General features: G+C 41.0%; 17 protein-coding genes. 14 read left to right on the top strand and 3 right to left on the bottom strand.

The annotated features are described in order from the left end of the window. The first annotated feature begins 72 nt into the window (after nt 1-72). The 3 genes from J9537_RS16795 to J9537_RS16785 all read left to right on the top strand — a co-directional run bounded on the left by J9537_RS16795 (nt 73) and on the right by J9537_RS16785 (nt 4757). The gene (locus J9537_RS16795) at nt 73-1920 is read left to right on the top strand and encodes a beta-glucoside-specific PTS transporter subunit IIABC (protein WP_218257665.1); all 1848 of its coding nucleotides are present in this window, start codon (nt 73-75) and stop codon (nt 1918-1920) included. A 29-nt stretch (nt 1921-1949) separates the two neighbouring features. Continuing rightward, nucleotides 1950-3359, top strand: a complete 1410-nt coding sequence (locus J9537_RS16790; RefSeq protein WP_218257664.1) for a glycoside hydrolase family 1 protein — start codon at nt 1950-1952, stop codon at nt 3357-3359. A 246-nt stretch (nt 3360-3605) separates the two neighbouring features. Further along, a complete protein-coding gene (locus J9537_RS16785; RefSeq protein ID WP_218257663.1) occupies nt 3606-4757 on the top strand; it encodes a cation:proton antiporter in 1152 nt (383 codons plus the stop codon). A 200-nt stretch (nt 4758-4957) separates the two neighbouring features. Here the strand turns inward: J9537_RS16785 and J9537_RS16780 are convergent, their stop codons facing one another. Continuing rightward, entirely contained in the window at nt 4958-5713 is a 756-nt protein-coding gene (locus J9537_RS16780) for an SDR family NAD(P)-dependent oxidoreductase (RefSeq protein ID WP_070509663.1), read from the bottom strand. Between the two features lie 190 nt (nt 5714-5903). Between J9537_RS16780 and J9537_RS16775 the strand changes: the two genes are divergently transcribed. Beyond that, nucleotides 5904-7139 carry a PucR family transcriptional regulator gene (locus J9537_RS16775; RefSeq protein WP_070509665.1) on the top strand — a complete coding sequence of 412 codons (1236 nt, stop codon included), beginning with the start codon at nt 5904-5906 and terminating at the stop codon, nt 7137-7139. Nucleotides 7140-7180: 41 nt separating this feature from the next. On the opposite strand, the gene J9537_RS16770 is transcribed toward J9537_RS16775, so the two are convergent. After that, nucleotides 7181-7783, bottom strand: coding sequence for a YczE/YyaS/YitT family protein (locus J9537_RS16770; protein WP_010744188.1), 603 nt, complete (start codon nt 7781-7783; stop codon nt 7181-7183). A gap of 88 nt (nt 7784-7871) precedes the next feature. On the opposite strand from J9537_RS16770, the gene J9537_RS16765 reads away from it, so the two are divergent. Continuing rightward, nucleotides 7872-8537 carry a cyclic nucleotide-binding domain-containing protein gene (locus J9537_RS16765; RefSeq protein WP_070509667.1) on the top strand — a complete coding sequence of 222 codons (666 nt, stop codon included), beginning with the start codon at nt 7872-7874 and terminating at the stop codon, nt 8535-8537. Between the two features lie 88 nt (nt 8538-8625). Here the strand turns inward: J9537_RS16765 and J9537_RS16760 are convergent, their stop codons facing one another. Then, the gene (locus J9537_RS16760) at nt 8626-10401 is read right to left on the bottom strand and encodes an ammonium transporter (protein WP_070509669.1); all 1776 of its coding nucleotides are present in this window, start codon (nt 10399-10401) and stop codon (nt 8626-8628) included. A 712-nt stretch (nt 10402-11113) separates the two neighbouring features. Between J9537_RS16760 and J9537_RS16755 the strand changes: the two genes are divergently transcribed. The 9 genes from J9537_RS16755 (at nt 11114) to J9537_RS16715 (ending at nt 20358) form a co-directional block, all read left to right on the top strand. Continuing rightward, nucleotides 11114-13762: a pectate lyase-like adhesive domain-containing protein gene (locus tag J9537_RS16755; protein ID WP_070509671.1), complete on the top strand. Its 2649-nt coding sequence runs from the start codon at nt 11114-11116 to the stop codon at nt 13760-13762. An 8-nt stretch (nt 13763-13770) separates the two neighbouring features. Next, nucleotides 13771-14160, top strand: a complete 390-nt coding sequence (locus J9537_RS16750; protein ID WP_028020113.1) for an EF2685/EF0750 family sortase-dependent surface protein — start codon at nt 13771-13773, stop codon at nt 14158-14160. Continuing rightward, nucleotides 14135-14860, top strand: coding sequence for a WxL domain-containing protein (locus J9537_RS16745; protein ID WP_028020114.1), 726 nt, complete (start codon nt 14135-14137; stop codon nt 14858-14860). The genes J9537_RS16750 and J9537_RS16745 overlap by 26 nt, the downstream gene beginning before the upstream one ends. Nucleotides 14861-14891: 31 nt before the next feature. After that, nucleotides 14892-15671, top strand: a complete 780-nt coding sequence (locus J9537_RS16740; RefSeq protein ID WP_060789436.1) for a WxL domain-containing protein — start codon at nt 14892-14894, stop codon at nt 15669-15671. 23 nt (nt 15672-15694) lie between these two features. Then, nucleotides 15695-16432 (top strand): WxL domain-containing protein, encoded by a 738-nt coding sequence (locus J9537_RS16735; protein WP_028020116.1) that lies wholly within the window; start codon nt 15695-15697, stop codon nt 16430-16432. Nucleotides 16433-16499: 67 nt separating this feature from the next. Further along, nucleotides 16500-17585, top strand: a complete 1086-nt coding sequence (locus J9537_RS16730) for a WxLIP family cell surface protein (RefSeq protein ID WP_060789435.1) — start codon at nt 16500-16502, stop codon at nt 17583-17585. After that, a complete protein-coding gene (locus J9537_RS16725; RefSeq protein WP_070509673.1) occupies nt 17563-18324 on the top strand; it encodes a class A sortase in 762 nt (253 codons plus the stop codon). The genes J9537_RS16730 and J9537_RS16725 overlap by 23 nt, the downstream gene beginning before the upstream one ends. Nucleotides 18325-18350: 26 nt before the next feature. Beyond that, a complete protein-coding gene (locus J9537_RS16720; RefSeq protein WP_028020118.1) occupies nt 18351-18938 on the top strand; it encodes a hypothetical protein in 588 nt (195 codons plus the stop codon). Beyond that, nucleotides 18919-20358, top strand: a complete 1440-nt coding sequence (locus J9537_RS16715; protein ID WP_245001358.1) for a helix-turn-helix domain-containing protein — start codon at nt 18919-18921, stop codon at nt 20356-20358. The genes J9537_RS16720 and J9537_RS16715 overlap by 20 nt, the downstream gene beginning before the upstream one ends. Nucleotides 20359-20433: the final 75 nt, after the last annotated feature.

Below are 20433 nucleotides of genomic sequence, written 5' to 3'. Positions count from 1 at the left end.
TAATTATAGCGAAATCGACCCCATTTTTCATGAATTAAGAAAAATGAAGACTCATAGAAAAGAGGAGAAAGAATGAAATACGAAAAAACAGCAAAACAAATTTACGATGCCGTTGGCGGCGGCGACAATATCCAAACGGCGACCCATTGTATTACTCGGCTACGGTTGATTCTAAAGGATCAATCACAGATAAACGATGAGACAGTCAAATCAATCCCAGGAGTCATGGGAGTAATGAAAAAGGCAGGGCAATACCATATTATTCTAGGAAATGATGTCGCGAATTACTATCGAGCATTCGCTAAATTAGGGAATTTTAGTGCGGAGCCTGCAAGTACTACAGAAAAGAAAAATTTATTTGAAAACTTAATAGATGTAATCTCAGGCTGTATGTCGCCTCTGATCCCAGCATTATTAGGCGGTGGGATGATCAAGGTCCTATTGATTATTTTACCATTGCTAGGTGTACTGAGTGAAAGCTCTTCTACTTATGCGGTTCTGACATTTTTTGGTGATGCGCCATTCTATTTCATGCCTGTGATGCTGGCGTTTACTGCTTCACAGAAATTCGGTGTGACACCGATGTTGGCCGTGGCTGTAGGAGGAATTATGCTGCATCCGAATTTTGCGGCGATGGTGGCCGCTGGTGATCCAGTAAGTATTTTTGGTTTACCGATCACGTTAGCTAGCTATGGCTCATCTGTTATTCCGATTTTGATCATGGTTTGGCTGATGAAATACATCGAAGCGTTTTTCAACCGGATCATTCCGGCGGTGATGAAAAATCTCTTACAACCCTTAGCTGTTTTATTGTTATCTGCCATTATTGCAATGGTCGTTGTCGGTCCGCTCGGGACATTTGCAGGACAAGGATTATCTGCCGCAGTTATTTGGATTCAGGCAAAAGCGGGCTGGTTGGCACTTGGTTTGATGTCCGCGTTTATGCCGCTAATCGTTATGACAGGTATGCATTGGGCATTTGCACCAATTTTCTTGATTGCCTCTGCTGCAACACCAGATGTTTTGATTTTACCAGCAATGTTGGCGGCAAATCTTGCCCAAGGTGCAGCAGCGATGGCCGTTTCAATGAAAGCCAAAGATAAAAATTTGAAGCAAGTAGCATTAGGAGCGGGAATTTCTGCCCTGTTAGCTGGTGTAACTGAGCCGGCATTGTATGGCGTTACGTTGAAGTATAAAAAGCCATTGTATGCCGCGATGATCTCAGGCGCATTATGCGGAATCTTTATGGGGATCACAGGAGTAGAATCTTATGCGTTTGCAGTGCCGTCTTTAGTAGCTCTGCCGCAATTTATTAACGGGAGTATTGATGGAAACTTTATCAATGCCTGTATCGTAGCCGCAGCGTCGATTGTAATCACCTTTGCTTTGACTTGGTTCTTTGGGATTGAAGAGGAAGTTACAACAGAAGATACTGTCTTAGAGGTAATGGAAAGCGGCAGCAGCGATCCTAAGAAGGTATTGGCGCCGGTGAAGGGAAAAGTAATTTCTTTGGATAAGGTTAATGATTCAGCGTTTTCAAGTAAAGTGATGGGAGAGGGAATTGCTATTCTTCCTGAAGAAAATACGATTGTCGCGCCATTTAATGGAACAGTCTCTGCCTTATTCTCGACAAAACATGCGATTGGATTGACTAGTGAAGCAGGAATGGAGCTGCTGATTCATGTTGGGATTGACACTGTAGAGTTGAATGGTCAATATTTTGAAAGTCTTGTCGCTGTTGGCGATACAATCAAAGCAGGTCAGCCATTGTTGACGGTTGATTTTGCCGCCGTAAAAGCTGCGGGTTATGACACCGTGATTCCGATCGTAGTGACAAATAGTGATACTTTTATCGACGTAGTACCTAAGGATGAAATGAAAACTGCGGATTATGAAGACACCGTTTTGTATGTGATTTAAACGAAACAACGAATTGGAGAGTGTAAGAAATGAGTAGATTTCCAGATAATTTTTTATGGGGCGGAGCCGTTGCCGCGAATCAATGTGAAGGGGCCTATTTAGAAGATGGTAAAGGGCTAACCGTGCAAGATGTGACTCGCAAAGGTTGGCATGAAACGCCTAGCGAAGAACCATTGGAGGATAATTTAAAATTAGTCGGGATTGATTTTTATCATCGCTACAAAGAGGATATCCGCTTATTCGCAGAGATGGGCTTCAAGGTCTTCCGTCTATCGATTGCTTGGGCACGGATTTTTCCGCAAGGAGATGAACAAGAACCGAATGAAGCGGGCTTAGCTTTTTATGATGCGGTTTTTGAGGAATGTTTAAAATACGGGATTGAGCCGTTAGTAACATTGTCTCATTACGAAACGCCGCTGCATTTGACGCGGACCTATGATGGTTGGCGCAACCGAAAAATGATTGATTTTTTCGAGCACTACGCTCGGACAGTTTTTACCCGTTACAAAGATAAGGTCAAGTATTGGCTGACCTTCAATGAAATTAATTCGATCACTCATGTACCGTTTCTTAGCGGCGGGATCAATACTCCGAAAGAAGAATTGACGCAGCAAGATATTTATCAAGCCATTCATCATGAGCTAGTTGCCAGCAGCCGAGCGGTTCAGGCTTGTCATGAGCTGATTCCAGAGGCGCAGATTGGCTGTATGATCTTAGGTGTACCGGTCTATCCGTTGACGCCAAAACCAGAGGATGTACTACAGTCTTTGGCAACGGAACGAGAAAATTTTTTCTTTTCAGATATTCAAGTACGCGGCTATTATCCAAGCTATGCGAAGCGGATGTTTAAAGAAAATCAGATTGAATTGGACATTCTTCCCCAAGACTTAGTGGATTTGAAGCATACGGTTGACTTCATTTCCTTCAGTTATTATATGAGTGTTTGTGAATCTGCTGATCCGACGAAAGAAGCAGGCGAAGGGAATATTATTGGCGGTATCCCTAATCCATATTTAAAGGCCAGTGAATGGGGGTGGCAGATTGATCCCAAAGGTCTGCGCTACTACTTAAATATCCTGTATGATCGCTATCAAAAACCTGTGTTTATCGTTGAAAATGGGTTAGGTGCGGTCGATGAACTAGTTACTCTGGAAAATGGCGAAAAAACAGTCATTGATGATTATCGAATCGATTATATGAATGACCACTTGGTTCAAGTCGAAGAGGCGATCGAAGACGGCGTTCCTGTGATGGGCTATACCTCTTGGGGCTGTATCGACTTGGTCAGCTTCACCACGGCTGAGATCAAAAAACGCTATGGCATGATTTATGTAGATCGCAATAGCGATGGCACAGGCACACTGGAGCGCTATAAAAAGAAAAGTTTTAACTGGTATAAAGAAGTGATTGCCTCAAACGGAGACTCGCTGGTTAAATAATTGAAGCATGGAATTCGAGTTCGTATCTTTTACGAGACTCGGATTCTTTTTTTGAGAAAGTATAAAATTTTTACAAGTGACTATCGTCATGTAGCTGTAATTTTGATAGCTTAATTCTCCAAAGCTGACGGAGTTTGAAGAATCTTTCTTATTGTTAATCTCATTTTTCCGATAGACTTCCTTGTCGTAAGCGAATACAATTGCATTAACGCTAGCTTTTCATTTTGCGTAGGTGGAGGCGAAGAGATGAAGTTTATTGGTGTTTTGTGTTTGATCTTAGTAAGTGTTACCTTAGCTAGTCACTTTTCACGAAGAATAGGAATTCCAGCAGTGATCGGGCAATTGCTTGTGGGAATTCTCTTGGGAAACGGGGGCTTAAGGATTGTCCATCCAGATATCCTGGTGAAGGATTTTTCTGAGATCGGAGTGATCTTACTGATGTTTTTAGCAGGAATCGAAAGCAATCTGCCGCTGCTGCGAAAGTATTTTCGGCCGGGAGTTTTCGTTGCCTTGCTGGGCATTTTATTTCCTTTATTATTAGGAACGGGGAGCGGGAGTCTCTTCGGTGTTCCAATAAGCCAATCATTTTTCTTCGGATTAATTTTAGCGGCGACCTCTGTTAGTATATCCGTTGAAGTTCTAAAAGAATTAAAGGTCGTTAAAACCAAAGAGGGTTCGACCATCTTAGGAGCAGCTGTAGTGGATGACATTTTAGTTGTGCTAATCGTTAGTCTATGTATGCCGTTATTAGGAGTTGAAGGTGGGAGCGAACGACCCTTAGGCTTCATGTTGATTGCTCAAGTGCTTTTCTTTCTCGCGGTTTTCTTCTTGATTCGCTGGGGGGCGCCGTATCTGATGAGATTGAGTAAGAAGATATTCGCTCAGTCTTCTGTCATCATCGTATCTCTGACGCTATGTCTGAGTATGTCTTTCGTGGCGGATTTTATCGGCTTAAGCTCGGTGATTGGCGCTTTTTCTACCGGGATCGCGATTGGTCAAACCAACGTCTGGAAGGATGTACGGTACAATATCGAAGCGATCGGTTATGCGGTATTTATTCCGGTTTTCTTCATTAGTATCGGCTTAGAGGTGACCTTTGATGATCTGGCGAAGCAGCTGCTGTTTATCCTTGTCTTTACCGTTATCGCTATTTTTTCCAAGCTACTGGGTGGATTTATGGGCAGCCGACTCTGCGGATTTGGTAAGGAAAGCAGCTTAATGGTGGGCTCGGGGATGGTCTCTCGTGGCGAGATGGCCCTGATTATTGTGCAGCTAGGATTCCAAGCACATCTAGTTACGGGAAAGTATTATTCTTCTATTATTTTGGTCATCTTATTCACTACGTTATCGTCGCCGTTTTTATTAAAATATTTCACAAAAAAGCTTTATCCAACTTAAAGGATTACATCCTAAAAACCGCTTGTATGATTGAAATGATACAAGCGGTTTTACTTTTTATAAAATATTGTGTTGTTTTTCAGATTTTTTTATCTAAAAAGAGGGCGTTGGTTTTTTATTCGCATCTTGTTGATCTTGATCGGCCGTCTTAATTTCTGATAATTATAGGTCATTTAAAGCACCTCGTTTTCCTTTGGGTGTTAGATTGCTGTCCACCCGCCATCGCATGTCAATATGGTTCCTGTGACGTAAGAAGATTCTTTTGCTGCCAGGAAAATTAATGAAGAATCCAATTCCCCTTCGCGGCCAGGTCGATTAATCGCTGTTCGTAAGGTAATAAACTCATTCATGGCCTCCATCGCTTCAGAACTGTTTGCTTCTGATTCAAAAAAGCCAGGACAAAGCGCGTTTACGGTGATTCCTTTCGGCGACCATTCTGCTGCAGCTTGACGTGTCATATTGACGACCCCACCTTTAGCAGTTGCGTAAGGTAAAATTGGTAATTCTTTCAAGCCTCCTTTACCTAGAATGGAAGAAACGTTGACTACTCGACCGTCGCCTTTTTCGAGCATTACTCGTCCAAAATACTTCATACAATAGAAGACACCGTCTAAATCAAGGGCAATGACTTTATGCCATGTTTCTTCAGATAGTTCTTCAATTGGCGCACCAGAGCCCCCGCCGGCGTTGTTCACTAAGATATCAACTGTACCAAATTTGTCAGTTACCGCTTTGACTGCTTCTTCAATTTGGTTAGTATCGGTTACATCGCAAGTTACAGGTAAACACTTCACTCCCAGGGTCTCTACCTCTTTAGCTACGCTTTCTAGTTTTTCGGTTCTTCTTGCAAGAATAGCGACATCCGCTCCTTGTCTCGCCAAAGCCAAAGCAAATTGGCGGCCAAGTCCCGCCGACGCGCCGGTTACGACTGCTACATTTCCAGTTAAATCAAACACATAAATCTCCTCTTTTCTATAAAATAGTTGGTACGTTCATCGTATCACAAGGCCTATTCTTTCAGCTTTGGGGATAAGCAAAAATAAAAAAGATGATTTTGTGATAATGCCCAAAGTGCTATATAATTTTAAAAAAGAAGGTAGACCAATCTAGCGTTTTTAAAATGGGAAACATGGGGGGGGATTGGTAATGGAAAAAGAATTGGATTTTATCAAATTGTATGAAGAAATATACAAGTGTCTGCCCAATAGAAATATTCAAATGCTGCTTGATGTTTGTTATGAGGTCGTCGGGGTGCCGATTCTTGTGGTTGATATCTTATACAATGTTTTGGGAAATGCACCAAAGGAACAGACCGGGGACCGGCTTTGGGATGATCTGATTTCCCGAGGCGGGCTTGACACGGAGCAGATCGCTTCTCTTTACGAAGATAGAATTATTCAGTCCGTTGATAGTGAGAAGGCTCCTTATATCGTTGATTGGGGATCAAGTAAAGAGCAGCCGAAAATTCAGGGGATCATCAAGGTCAACGGGATCGTGGAAGGGTATGTGACCATGTGCTGTCGCCGGGAACAAATTACGCTGGAGCGCATCAAAGCGATGGAGATCATCATGAATATCTGCTCCTATTTCTTCGTTCGAAATGATTCTGAGAGCAGCATGAATGACACTTATCGAAAGGTATTCGTTAGTGAGTTGTTCAATAACCGCATTCAAACAGAAAAGCAATTGCAGACGTGGTTTTACAATATGCAGCATGAGCTACAGCCGCCGTTTCAGGTTGCAGTAGTCAGTACCGAGACCGAGCATGAAAAAAATGTCCTCTCCTATATGCGCAAAGCGTTGCAAAAGCTCTCGGAGCATCAGGTTTTATTGATTCAGAACAATATGCTGTATACCCTTCGATACCAGTATGAAGCAGAACAAAAAAGCCATACTGAGGATAGTGTCAATGCGATTTTAGAAATATTCGGAGCGCGGTGCGGGGTTAGTCAGAAATTTGATAATCTATTAGAGGTGGCGATCTATCAACGGCAAGCCGAGGACGCACTGGAAATAGGCAGAGAAATAGATAAGGGAAAGCTATTATACAATTTCGATGACTACCGTACTTCGGCGATCCTTTTGCCGCGAGTGAAAGAGCTCGCTAGGGTCAGTTATGTCCCGAAAATTCTCAAAGATATCACCGATTATGATAGAGAAAACAGTACAGAGCTTTTTATTACCTTAAAATGCTATGTGAACAACATGCTAAATACTTCTATCACAGCTAAAGAGCTTCATCTTCATCGGAATTCTCTTCTGTATCGAATTGGACGGATTGAGGAAGTGTTTCTGCTGTCATTAAAAGACCCAAAGACTTTTCGAACGCTGCTTATTGCATTTTACATGATAGAGCTGGAGGAGCAGCTTTATCATGAGTGATACTTACATAGCGCTAACGATAATTTTATTCATACAACTAGTTATTCCTTTGCCCAAGCGATAACGGGTGACAATAATAGAAAACTGATCACTGTACCTTCGCGCACCATCAAGGTTAAATGGAAGAAAACGGTGAAAAGAAGCGCGGTCAAAATACAAATCAAATCGATGCTGTAACGATAAAACTTGAAGCTGTGTTCTGTTCTCTCAGAGAGGAAGAGACAAAAGGTCTCGATTGGGAATTTAAGTAATTGATATTTCAATACTTTTCCAGTACCGATTCCAGCGATGATTGTTCCTAGAATAAAGAGTAGGCATCTTAGAATATAGGCATGCAGAGAAAAAAGCGGAAAAATAAAATACGTGAAGAGATTAATGGTGGAGCCAAAAAACAGCAAGGCAATTCCCATTGTCAAATAGTTTTTCAGTTTCTTTTTCGGATCTAGGTATAGACAACCGATCAAGAATAAAAAATTCAAGCCAGCGGTAATCGTACCAATTTTAATGTGGCTAAATTCTGCTAGTGTCGCATTTAAAGAGTTGAAGCTGCTCACTCCGATGCTGGCTTTCAGTGTTAAGCTGATGCCGAAAGCACTTAAAAGATAGTATAAAAAAGAAAGAGTTAATTTTTTTTGATTCGTCATAATTGTTCCTCCATTAACTAATTGATAGGATGAGTATGACGGAATAAAAAAATTATCACTAGGAGATATAGCCTAATTAGGAGAAAAAATGAAAAAAGAAAAATTTAGCATGGAAAATAGGCCGCGATTTAATGACTTATTTCCTTTTTTGACAGTATCAATTTTAAAACAAAGTTTTTTAGTAACCTATGAACGCAATGAAAAAATCGTCAAGCAAACGATCAAGCCTGATTATTTATATCTTCTTTTAGAAGGGAAAGCACGAATTCTCCAGCAGGAGCCAAATGGAAAAAGCTTGATTCTGCAATTTCTTGAAGTGGGAGATTTCATTGGAGAACTGACCCTAGTGAAAGCGGAGGAGACACCTAAGGATGTGATCGCAATCGGCGCTGTTCGGTGTCTCGCGATCCCATTTACGGTAATAGAAGAGGAGCTGATGCAGGAGGCTGAATTTCCAACATACATTGCTCGATATATCGGAGAAAAACTTCTGCTTAGAATGGAACATTTTTCAAACGCCCAAACGTTTGAATTGAAATATCGTTTGGCGGCGTTGTTGTTAGAAGTTGCTGTCAATGAGCAATACCATGAAAACAATACGCAAATCGCAGATTATTTGGGTACTAGCTACCGGCATCTGATGCATACCTTTAAAAACCTGCGAGAGCAGGGGTATATTGAAAAAATTAAAGGCGGCTATTCGATTGATTCGCAGAAGCTACGAGAATTAATTCAGAAAGGAAACGAACGGTGAAGGATAAAAAAACCGCCGATAAGAAAAATCTTATCGACAGTTCAAGCAGATTAAGAGTTCTGAGAAAAGGATTGATTTGATGGGTTTCTTAATCTGCGTGGTACCCTTGTAATGCTTCGGTCCCTTCATCGTTGTTGCTGATGCGAACCACATTATCCATTGCAGAGACAAAGATTTTTCCGTCACCGGGCTGTCCGGTGTGTAAAATCCGTTTCATTGTATTAATTACCTGATGTACTGGAATGCTGCTGATTACGACATCCACCTTTACTTTTGGCAAAAGTTTGGTGGGAACGACAGAGCCTCGATAGTATTCGGTGCTGCCTTTTTGAATACCATGACCTAATACTTGTGTCACCGTCAGACCTTCAATACCGATTTTTTCTAAACCTTTTTTCAAGTCTTCTAATTTGTTTTCGTTGACTACCACCGATACCATTGAGATTGGTAGCGTTTCTAATTCATCAGGTCTCATTCTTTTCCATCCTGATTGCGTTGTTGTCGTTTTTCCTTCAGCTGTTTCTACTGCTTCCATTTGCAGAGTTGAAATATCTGTTGCCAAAGCAGGTTCTTTTGCGAACATCGTTGGAGAAGCAAGGCTGCTATTTGTCTGTGGAATCTCATTACTGTCTGTCATATCGGGTGATACGACAAAACCGCTATAGGCACTTTGCAGACCGTGTTCTGTTACATCAAGTCCTGCGAGTTCAACCTCTTCTGAGACTCTTAGACCAACCGTGTATTTCAATGCGAAAAAGAGAACAGTGGTTGAAGCACCAACCCAAGCAGCGGTAATTAACACACCAAAGATTTGTGTAAAGAAGAAACTTGCGCCGCCACCGTAGAAAAGTCCCCCATCTAAAGCCAACAATCCAGTCAACATCGTTCCAAGAGCTCCACAAACCCCATGAACCCCTACAGCTCCAACAGGATCATCCACCCGAAGTTTTTTATCAATGAATTCGACCGCGAAGATCATCGCGGCTCCAGAGGCCAATCCGATGAGACATGCGCCGCCTGCGCTCACCATGTCACAGCCAGCAGTAACCCCTACTAGGCCAGCCAAAGTTCCATTTAAAGTTAAAGAGACATCTGGCTTTTTATATTTGAACCAAGAAATAACCAATGCGGTCAATGTTCCTGTTGCCGCTGCAATATTCGTATTGACCAAAACATTTGAAGCTAATACCAAGGTGTCATCACCAGTCATTGAAGTGGTTGAACCACCATTAAAGCCAAACCATGAGAACCATAAAATAAAGACACCCAATGCAGCTAAAGTTAAATTATGACCAGGGATGGCATTTGATTTCTTATCCTTGGTATACTTGCCGATTCGGGGACCAACGATGGCTGCCCCAGTGAAGGCTGCAATCCCGCCAACCATGTGAACGGCTGTTGAACCGGCGAAATCATGGAAGCCCATTTCTGCTAAAAAGCCGCCGCCCCAGATCCAGTGACCTGAGATAGGATAGATCAGCCCGCTAATCACTGCACTGAAAATACAGTAGGCGATGAAATTTGTTCGTTCGGCCATTGCCCCAGAGACGATCGTTGCCGCTGTTGCACAAAAGACGGTTTGGAAAAGTAAGAAGGTTGGTGTAGGAAGGTCAAAAGCTAGAGAGTTCCCAGCGAAAAAGTGAATCCCACCGAAAATCGCGCTGCTTCCTCCAAACATAATCCCAAAACCAATCAACCAATACAGTAATGTCCCGAAGCAGAAATCAATCAAGTTTTTCATAATAATGTTTCCGGCATTTTTAGCCCGAGTAAACCCTGACTCCACAAGTGTGAATCCCGCCTGCATGAAAAATACCAGAAAAGCACCAAGAAGTGTCCAAACAACATCAATTGAAGAATACATAAAACCAACCCTTTCTGTATATGTTATATTTTCTAACATACTACACTTAAAAAAGTATCTGATCAAGGTTTTATGTAATGAAAAATGTATTTTTGATGAATTAAATAATTTTTGCGAACATTTCATGTAATATTTTATAACATGAAAATTGCGTCTATTTCTGGGTATAGTTCTCATAAATAAAAGACTATTAATAGAAATTTTAAAAAAAAGCGAAAATGAACATCTCTTAAAAGCGGTAGTGGAGCAAATCGCAGGTATTTCCTAAATGATTATTTGGCTTCTGTTATTGTTCAGGAATTGATTTTAATTAGAAGGGGAAGAGATGTCTTTTTTTATCGGATGAATTAAAAAGGGGATGCAAAAAATCAGAATATTCTAACGTATATAAAAAAATTTAAAAAATATTCAATCCTTAGAGAAAAATTTGGTCTATATGAAAATTCTTATTTTCTCAATTAGAATTATTATAAATAATACGTTATTTAAGTATTCTATAAATGTTAGGAGAAATGACCATTTTTTGTTATTCCTTTGTAATGTAACATACATTATTTTTTTAACAATAATCCACGTATTATCTCTTTGGTTTCAATAGAAATGTATTAATAAAGTATTGGTTATAAGTTAATTGTCAGTTTTTTAAAAAATAATTATAAAAATGGGTTATTAGATATGTTAGGATTCTGGATGTGAAGGAGGTGAGAAAGAAATGAAACGACGCAAACTAATTTTTTTCTTATTACTAATTATTTTACTCCCAAATGCGAATGTTTTTATAGCGGAAGCTAAAGAAACGATGGATTCGAGCACAGAAGTCTCAAAAGAGCTTGACTCAGAGAGTGAAGCAGAGAAAACTTCAGATACTTCTAGTAAGAGCATTGAAAGTAGTGAGATACCAGAATCTTCCTCTGATTCAGAGAAAACGAAGGCTACTACTGAAAGTTCAATATTAGAGGAGAAAACGGAGCAATCAGAGACGGAAACAGATGACTCTAAAATTGAAAAAACGGATATCAGTCTATTGGCAGCAGATGAAGAAGCAGTAGGTACATGGGCTGATTTTGTTAGTGCTGTGCGTAATGAGAACATTACAAAAATTATTCTAACGGCAAGCTTCAGTAATCCTAGTTCCTCTGACTCAAGTCTTTCTGGCTATTCACGGAAAAATGATTTAGAAATTGATGGACAGGGCAATCGTGTGGATTTTAGAAATTCTTCGATTCAGTTAGGGAGTCCAACTAATACCACGGGTCTCTTTCATATGCATGATATTGTGTTGAATCAAAACTATGTCGGCGCTTCTTCAGAAGATATTGTTGGTACACGGCTGAATTATACGAACGGAGCGAAATGGAAATACCGCTTTGGAAATATCACAACTGAACCAGATGTGCAGCGCTTGGCAAGGGCTTCCCACTCAGAGGTGAGGGTTTATGGCAAGATGGATATTGATACTCGTGCTGAAAACTTTTATTTGGGGAGTATGATCATGGAGGACGGGACCGATTATCGAGGAAATGTAAACTACTATAACTTTTCCGTCTTTTGGTACAACGTTACCGCTGGAGCCAACTCAACGGGAGCATCGCGAGAGTTTACGATAGGAAAGAATTGTCGAGTAGACGTCGGACAGACACAGACTTCCGGTAGGACTTATCCTGCTGTCTATCATCACTATTTGGCCTTAACCGTTGGAGAAAACAGTGTCTATAACGTCGATATGCCGGGGAATGCTGTACGTTTTGACGATACAGGAGCTGGCATGACGATCAAAAAGGGGGCAATCGTTAACTTGACGAGTAAGCAAACATCAGGTTCAGTTGTTGCATTTAGCAATAATAATACCTATTTGAATGCGGAGCCCGGCAGCTATTTTTATGTCATTGGAACAAGTAATCAGCCATTGATTAACTTAGCAGCAAATGGTACGGGAACAGGCAGTGTCAGTCGGTCGGGGAACAGCTTCACATTAAATAGTCCGGCACAATATGATTTACGAAATCTAAATGACAGTCAATCTGCTGTCAAGATCGCATATGGAAATGAAGCAAACAATACTTTTTCAATTCTTGATTCCGATATTGATTTGTGGAAGGTTGGTGTACCGGTTCTTGGTCCATCAAGTGAAACTTATGCAAAGGTACCAAGTTTGCAGGTAACTGGAAGTGGCAGCAGAGAAGCGATCAGCACCTCTGTTAGTGGCTTGGATCAGTTCAAACAAGCCAATTATCGACGAATTTCAGGAATGAACCAAAATCCAAAGATAGAGTGGACGCCAGTCACAGATGCGGATAAAACGATTAAAGGACGTGTGATTATCGGAGAAGTACCTGATAATAATGGTCTGGTTAATGGAGAAATTAAGTATATTCCAGTTTACGCATCAGAAAATCAAGCGAAGGTGACATTGACAGATACTCATGGAAATGTTCGAACGGATTTATCAACGGATGCCAATGGCTATGTTTCTTATACTGATACAAGCGATCCAGTTCAATTTCAAAAAGCAGGAGAGACGATTTCAGGGATTGCCGAACGTGGTCCATGGGTAACACCTGATCCGGTAGAAACGACAGTAATAGATGTAACTCCACCAGAACCCGCTAAAGTAGATCATTCGGACGCCATCCAAAGTATTACTACAAAGTTAACGGGCACTGGAGAACCTAATAGCATTATAACATTAACCGTTAATGACCAGCCATCGGGAATTCCGGGACAGCTGGTTGGAGCGGATGGAAAATGGGAAATAGATATCTCGGGTTTGCAGCTTGTAAAAGACGATGTTTTGCAGTTCTTTTTACAAGATCAAAGCGGACCAATTACCGAGTTGAGTGAAGCAGATCGTCCAAGTACAAACAATGCAATCGGAAACATCAATCCTAAAAATGAGATGACTTATCGTGATGCAACCTTCAAAGCGGCTACAAAAGCAACAGTCGTAGGTTATTTATCTCTAGCTTCTGTTCCTGATGGACTTGATTTCGGGAGTAATCAAGTCTCAAACAAGACAGAAAATTACCGCCCAACAGTCAATGGCGAGTTGGTCGTTTCAGATACCCGAGGAGGAGCCAGAAAACCATGGCGCTTAACATTGAGTCAATCAGAGGTATTAAAAAATGGCACGATTTCTCTGGAAGAGGCCTTGTATTACACATCTCAATTAGGAGAAAAACAAATCTCAACAGCGACTCAAATTGTTGAATCCGGGGAATTTACCTCTGACGGGTCTAAAAATATCTCCGCCGATTGGCAAGACAGCAAAGGCTTTAACTTGAAAGTTCCAGTTGAGAAACAACGAGTAGGAGAGTATTCAGGAAAATTATCATGGAAACTAGAAGATGTCCCAGGAAATTAGGTGAGTAGATGAGACGATTTGTAATAAAAAGTTTGTTGACATTGCTGGTGCTCTTTACTACGATACCTGCCTACGCGACAGAGGCTAACTATGATAGTAACGGGGTCACCGCATTTTACGGAAAATATGAATACCCAAAAGAGAACCCTAAAAAGGATCAGACGAATAAAGAAGAAAAAGACGGCACTTCTGTAAAGGGGGAAGGACAAAAAATAGCGGGTGGAACGACAGCCGAACTGGCGGGGACGCTTCCTTCATATAAAGGACACGAAGCTATCCTTCCCCTCACAGGTGATACGGTCAGCTTCTTCCCAGTCTTATTAGGATTTGCTTTATTAGCGCTTGTCCTTTCTAAGCTGAAGGGGGTTGAAAATGCTGAAAAAAATTCAATTTGCTAGTTTTCTCCTTCTCCTATGTACGATAACAGTTGGGGGAACGGCAGCAAAGGCTGAGGATACGGATACCCATATGAAGTATCAAAGTGGCGATGGTTCAGCCATCAAACCTCTTGATCCGTTACTTCCTGATCCAACAAAACCGGTCACCCCTATTGATCCAACGGATCCTGCGGGTCCACCGGTGGGCACCGGCGGTAGTCTTTCCCTTGATTTTGCCTCCAGCTTTCAATTTGGCAGTCAAGCAATTTCTACTAAAGATGAAACGTACACAGCGCTTCCACAGGAGTATACCGATTTTGATGGTGTGAAGAAAAAAGGACCGAACTATGTCCAAGTAACAGACGTACGAGGAACTGGTGCCGGCTGGCAATTAAGCGTGAAACAAAATGGGCAGTTTCAAACGGCTCAGAATCAGGAGCTAAAGGGAGCAAAATTGACCTTTAAAAATGGGGAGATGATTTCTAATCTTTCAAGTGCGTATGCACCACTCGCAAACGGAACCTTTGAGTTGCCGTTGGATACAGAAGTGGATGTTGTGACCGCTGTGAACGATAAAGGAATCGGTACATGGCTGTATCGCTTTGGCTCAGATGAGAGCACTGGCAGCAGCTCTATTCAATTAACAGTTCCAGGAAGCTCAGTAAAATATGCAAAAAAATATCAAACTTCCCTGACATGGAGTTTAAAAAACGTACCTTAAAGAAAATACAGCAATGCAAGGAGAAGACACAATGAAAAAAGTGAAATTAATGACAGTCGCTACGTTAGCGGCACTATCGTTATCAACAGTTGGAGGCTTGTCCTCATACGCAGCAGCAGTGGATTATGATTCAAATGGTGTGGTTGAGTTCATTCCGAACCCTGATCCGACAAAACCGGTTGATCCGACCGATCCAGATCCAACGAACCCAGTTGATCCAGTGGATCCAACCGATCCAACTGGTCCAAATCCAGGAACAGACGGTCCATTATCTATCGACTATGCTTCTTCTTTAGACTTTGGGATTAATAAAATCACGAATAAGGACGAAGTCTACTATGCTCGAGCACAGCAATTCAAGGACGGTCGTGCTGCAACGCCAAACTATGTCCAAGTTTCAGATAACCGCGGGAATAACGGCGGCTGGACATTGAAAGTAAAACAAAACGGGCAGTTTAAAGCAACGAGCACATTAAATGATACGTTGACAGGTTCCGAGGTTCAGTTAGTCAATCCAACCGTATCAAGCAACTCAACGGCTGTCTTTCCGACCGCTGCTGCAACGATCAAATTAGATCCAGCTGGCACAGAAAGTCTTGTAATGTCCGCAAAAGCAAACCAGGGAGCTGGGACTTACGCTGACCGCTGGGGAACGGTTGAGACAGTCAAGGAAAAAGATAAAGACGGTAATGAAGTCGATGCGGAAGTAACAAAAGCAGTGACATTGGCAGTACCCGGCAGTACACCAAAGGATGCAGTGAAATATAGTACATCATTGACATGGAGTCTGTCAGACGTACCAGGAAATTAATCGAACTTAGGGGGAAAATACACATGAAAAAATTTGGTTCTTTATTTTTAGCAACAGCAATTTTAGCGGGGATTACTTTAGCGCCCGCAGCAACATTTGCGGCAGATGGCGGCAACTATGATTCGAACGGTGTGATTACTTTTACACCCAACACAGATCCAACAAAACCCGTGGATCCCGTTGATCCAACTGATCCAGTTACACCAGTCGACCCAACGGATCCAAGCGGACCAAACCCAGGGACAGCAGGACCATTATCTATTGACTATGCATCTAGCTTGGATTTCGGCACACAAAAGATTACTTCCAAGGATGAAGTATACAAAGCGAAGGCACAAAAATACATTGATAAAGACAGCGTTGAAAAAACGGGTCCAAACTTTGTTCAAGTAACAGATAATCGTGGATCTGAAACAGGCTGGACCTTACAAATGAAACAAAATAGTCAGTTTGAAACAGCAGATGCAGATGAATTAACAGGTGCGGAAATTACCTTTAAAAATGGAAATATCGTCACTGCCTCTGACTCAGCAAAACCAACCGGCCAAGCAACAATCGTCGCTGATCCGGCTGGAAACTTGAAGAATGTAATGTCAGCTAAGGATGGTCAAGGGGCAGGAACTTACTTGCTTGATTGGGGAACAGATGCGGCTACAGGTGCAGATAGTATTGAACTAAGTGTGCCTGGCTCAACGACAAAATACGCGAAAAAATATTCAACTACCTTTACCTGGGTTCTTAGTGACACACCAGGAAACTAATCAATAACAAGGACGAAGAAGGGATGTTTTCAGCATCCCTTTCTTTCACTAAGGAGATAAATAGACGATGAAATTTAGAAAAACTGTGATGCTAATCGTGACACTTTTAAGTACTTTGCTAGTGGCAACCCCAGGTCTTGCTTCGGAATTTAATTTCGCGGTAACGCCTAAACCGTCAGAAAATCAAATTGACAAACAAAAAACTTACTTTGATCTATTATTAGCGCCAAATCAAGAAGATACGTTGACCGTTGATCTACGCAATGATACTGATAAAGAAGTGGTCGTTGAAGCACAAATCGCTAGTGCAACGACGAATGATAATGGAGTGGTAGAGTACAGCGAAAATAAGATCAAAACCGACGAAACATTAAAATACAATTTAAAAGACTATGTAGAAGCGCCTGAGGAAGTTACATTGAAGCCTCAATCAGCAGCAGAATACAAGGTCAAAATACATATGCCGAATGAAAAATTTGATGGGGTCATCGCTGGTGGAATTACCTTTAAAGAAAAAAAATCAGAGCAAACCAATACCTCCTCCGATAAAAATGATAAGGGCTTAGCGATCAAAAATGAGTATTCCTATGTGGTTGCTCTGCTAATGCGTCAAACAACCGAAAACGGCGATCCAGATCTGAAGCTGCAGCAGGTGAATCCAAATCAACGAAATGCTCGAAACGTCATACAAGGAAATCTGCAAAATCCCAATGCAACCTATTTGAATCAATTGGCGACGAAAACGATCATTACCAAAAAAGGAAGCTCTGATGCGTTGTACACTGATGAACAGTCTGAAATGCAGATGGCACCAAATTCTAACTTCAACTTATCTGTGCCCTTGAAGGGGGAACGCCTGAAGGCAGGAAAATATACGATGAAGATCGAAGCCTATGGACAAAAAGAGGAAAACGGAGATTTTTCCTTTAAAGCTAAGGGAAGCCAAAAGGAAGAAAACTACCGGTATCATTGGTCATTGGAAAAGGATTTCGAGATCAAAGCAGATGAAGCGAAAAGGCTGAATGACTCTGACGTGACGATTAAGAAAGATTATACGTGGATATATCTTTTAATTGGCCTTTTATTACTGATAGTACTTATCCTATTTTTCGTTTGGCGTAAGAAAAAAAATGACAAAAAAGCTCAGGATTAGTCTCAGTCTTATTTACTGCGTGGCAATCACACTGCTGTTTCTCCCATTTATGAAGCAAGCGCTGATTATTTTTCGAACACAAACAGCTTCTGTGCAACAGATTGAAACGACAAATCAGTTTGAAACAGTCCCATTGGAAGCCGTTCAGCCGCCTGATTTATCAGATGTCTTAGCATTCAAAGAAAAACAAACTTTTCAAGCGACTGGACGGATCATTATTCCAGAAGTTGAGATTGGTTTGCCACTTTTTCTAGGTCTGTCGAATGAGCAGCTTTTGATTGGTGCGGGAATTTTATTTCCTGAAAGAAGGGTTGATGATCAAAATGTTGTCATTGTTGGACATCATTTAGGACGATCAAACCTGCTATTTGGAAAATTAATGAAGGTCAAAGTTGGGGATAGTATTTATTTAGAACGACAAAACAAACTCTATCAATACCGAGTCAGCGAGGCGAAAAAAATTCAGCAAACAGAGCTGAAGGTGCTGGAGGAAGGGACGAGAGCAGAAATCACCCTGATAACCTGTGACAAACCAACTCAGACAGATCAGCGATTTGTCGTAAAGGGCGAGCTTGTCCGTTCTCCAACCAAAGAAATGAAAGAAGAAATACTAAGCAAAATGCGTACGATTCAAGATAAAAACAAGCAAAAAAATCTTACTTATTGTTGGGTTATTTTGTTTTTATACCTGTCTTGTTTAGGAATCGGTTTATACCGAATCAACCAAGTAAGAGAGTAAGTAAATGCTTTTAGAGGAGTGATGGAATGAAGAAAATGGTGACACGTTCATTGATGGTAGCGTTTGGGGCAACGATTTTTCTCTATTCGGAACATGTCTTTGCCAATACCGCTATTTATGACCCGCTGGATCCGTACAATACAATTACTCCAGTACCAAATACTGACCAAGAAATAACTGATCAATATACTAATGACTCATCAACAATGGATACTGATGAGTCAACTGTCTCAGAAACGCAGCAGGCTGAGGTAATCTTAGAAAGCGAAGAAAAAGATGAGCCGCCAAAAGAAACAATTCAAATAGAAGAACAGTTAGGTGAGGGGTCTGTGATGGAAAAGCAGGAGGAAAGCCCTCGTGAGTTTCCAAAGTCAGATCCTTATTTACCGAAATTAAAAGGCCATCCTCAAAATCAAGTATTAACGTTGGATGATGATTTCTTTTCCTCTATCAATTCGCCTGCTATACCACCAGAGAGTAGTGGCGGTTCTGCTGGTGCACCGAATGATTTTGCGGATATCGCTCAATCTGCCTATCTTTTATCAGGTGTTGTTTTATATGGAGAAGCGAATGGGCAGCTAACAGCGAGGATGAGTGATTCTCTTGTTGGATAGTTTATTAGCAAAAGAAGAATGGCGGAAGTATCAGATGCTGAAGCTATTAGAGCGGAGTCCTTATTTTGCACTGACAAAAAAGGAGCTAATGGATCGTCTGGAGATTTCAAATTATGTCCTAAAAAGTACGATTGAGCAATTGATTCAGGACATTGAGAAGTATGGATTGAGTCAAGAAATCATACTCTGTCTAGAAGATCCTTTTGTTCAGCTGCAGATTACCGGTACGGCCAGTTCAGAGACACTTTTAGAAAAATACGTAGAGGAGTCCATCGGTTTTACCATATTATTGGACGCAGTACTTGGTAAGTATAAATCATTGAATGAATTATCTGAAAAGCGTCTAATCAGCTATCCTATTGTTTACAACAACTTCAAGCTGTTGAATCAGTACCTGTCTCCTTATGAAATAAAAATCGATAAGAAGTTTCGACTAATTGGTGAAAGTGAAAAAAATGTTCGCCTGTTTCTGACGGAATTGTTTTCTCGAATTTATAAGTGTCATTACCAAGTCTTTACTCATACAAACGAGCATCGTATGCTTGAAAAGCAAGAACGGCTAGAAAAATCAAAATTGACTGTTCATCAAAAAATTAATTTAACGCATTATCTTTATATCTCCAATTTAAGGATTCAGCAGCAGAAATATATTGAAAAAGAAACGCAAGATGCGCTATTGGATGAAGCAGATATAAAACGAGAAATGGCGGATTCTTTTTTTCGCTTTGTTCCCGATGACTATAGGGAAGCGGAAGTGACTGCCTTCCTGTATTACTATTATTCTCGTTCAGAAGATTTAGGAAGCGGGTTAAGACTGGATAAACACACGCAAATTGCAAAATGGAGTCAGAACTTGTTAGATAAGCTCGTCGCGTCTTTTCCTAAGCTAAGGGATCATTCTGATCGTAATGAGTTTTTTTTGATCCGATGTCGTTTCTTGCATTTTCAATTACTAGAGACGAGCAGTGCCAGTGAGACGATTCAGCCTGAGATCAATATCCAGTATTTTCAACAAAACTACCCTGCCGCATTGGAGTTTTGTCGAACCTATGTCAAACAGTTGCAGAAAACGGATGCAGAATTATATAAAAAGAAGAAGCAAGTTCTGCTTCAATATCTCTTTTTGGTTTTGGATAGTTTTCCGAAAGAGATCTTGGTTGAGCCGATCAATGTATATGTCGATTTTTCTTTCGGAAGTTTATACAATCAATTCATTACGGAGAACTTGAATTTTTTTCATTTAGTTGGCGCGAAAATCATAACAGACCTTGCATCGGCAGATATATTATTGACGGATTCTCGAGCGCTAGGTGATACTTATAAGAAAGAATGTGTTGTTTGGCTGTCGCCACCACGACCGTTAGATTGGGCCAATCTTGGTCAAAAAATCATACAAAAAAGAAATGAAAAAGCAAAGTAAGCGTAGAAAACTCGTTCTTTCTACGCTTATTTGGTGTGAGCATAAATTTATTTTTGTTGCATTTGCAACAAAAAT

Source organism: Enterococcus raffinosus, assembly GCF_019175485.1.
GTDB classification, from domain to species: Bacteria; Bacillota; Bacilli; order Lactobacillales; family Enterococcaceae; genus Enterococcus_A; species Enterococcus_A raffinosus.
The sequence above is the reverse complement of the archived record's forward strand: the minus strand, read 5'-3'. Positions and strand labels throughout refer to the sequence as shown.

Excerpts from the sequence above, each read along its gene's own strand:
- J9537_RS16770 (WP_010744188.1), bottom strand. The coding sequence starts at position 7,783 with ATGACGAATCAAAAAAAATTAACTCTTTCTTTTTTATACTATCTTTTA.
- J9537_RS16750 (WP_028020113.1), top strand. The coding sequence starts at position 13,771 with ATGAGACGATTTGTAATAAAAAGTTTGTTGACATTGCTGGTGCTCTTT.
- J9537_RS16720 (WP_028020118.1), top strand. The coding sequence starts at position 18,351 with ATGAAGAAAATGGTGACACGTTCATTGATGGTAGCGTTTGGGGCAACG.
- J9537_RS16795 (WP_218257665.1), top strand. The coding sequence starts at position 73 with ATGAAATACGAAAAAACAGCAAAACAAATTTACGATGCCGTTGGCGGC.
- J9537_RS16735 (WP_028020116.1), top strand. The coding sequence starts at position 15,695 with ATGAAAAAATTTGGTTCTTTATTTTTAGCAACAGCAATTTTAGCGGGG.
- J9537_RS16760 (WP_070509669.1), bottom strand. The coding sequence starts at position 10,401 with ATGTATTCTTCAATTGATGTTGTTTGGACACTTCTTGGTGCTTTTCTG.
- J9537_RS16765 (WP_070509667.1), top strand. The coding sequence starts at position 7,872 with ATGAAAAAAGAAAAATTTAGCATGGAAAATAGGCCGCGATTTAATGAC.
- J9537_RS16790 (WP_218257664.1), top strand. The coding sequence starts at position 1,950 with ATGAGTAGATTTCCAGATAATTTTTTATGGGGCGGAGCCGTTGCCGCG.
- J9537_RS16730 (WP_060789435.1), top strand. The coding sequence starts at position 16,500 with ATGAAATTTAGAAAAACTGTGATGCTAATCGTGACACTTTTAAGTACT.
- J9537_RS16775 (WP_070509665.1), top strand. The coding sequence starts at position 5,904 with ATGGAAAAAGAATTGGATTTTATCAAATTGTATGAAGAAATATACAAG.
- J9537_RS16755 (WP_070509671.1), top strand. The coding sequence starts at position 11,114 with ATGAAACGACGCAAACTAATTTTTTTCTTATTACTAATTATTTTACTC.
- J9537_RS16725 (WP_070509673.1), top strand. The coding sequence starts at position 17,563 with ATGACAAAAAAGCTCAGGATTAGTCTCAGTCTTATTTACTGCGTGGCA.
- J9537_RS16745 (WP_028020114.1), top strand. The coding sequence starts at position 14,135 with ATGCTGAAAAAAATTCAATTTGCTAGTTTTCTCCTTCTCCTATGTACG.
- J9537_RS16785 (WP_218257663.1), top strand. The coding sequence starts at position 3,606 with ATGAAGTTTATTGGTGTTTTGTGTTTGATCTTAGTAAGTGTTACCTTA.
- J9537_RS16740 (WP_060789436.1), top strand. The coding sequence starts at position 14,892 with ATGAAAAAAGTGAAATTAATGACAGTCGCTACGTTAGCGGCACTATCG.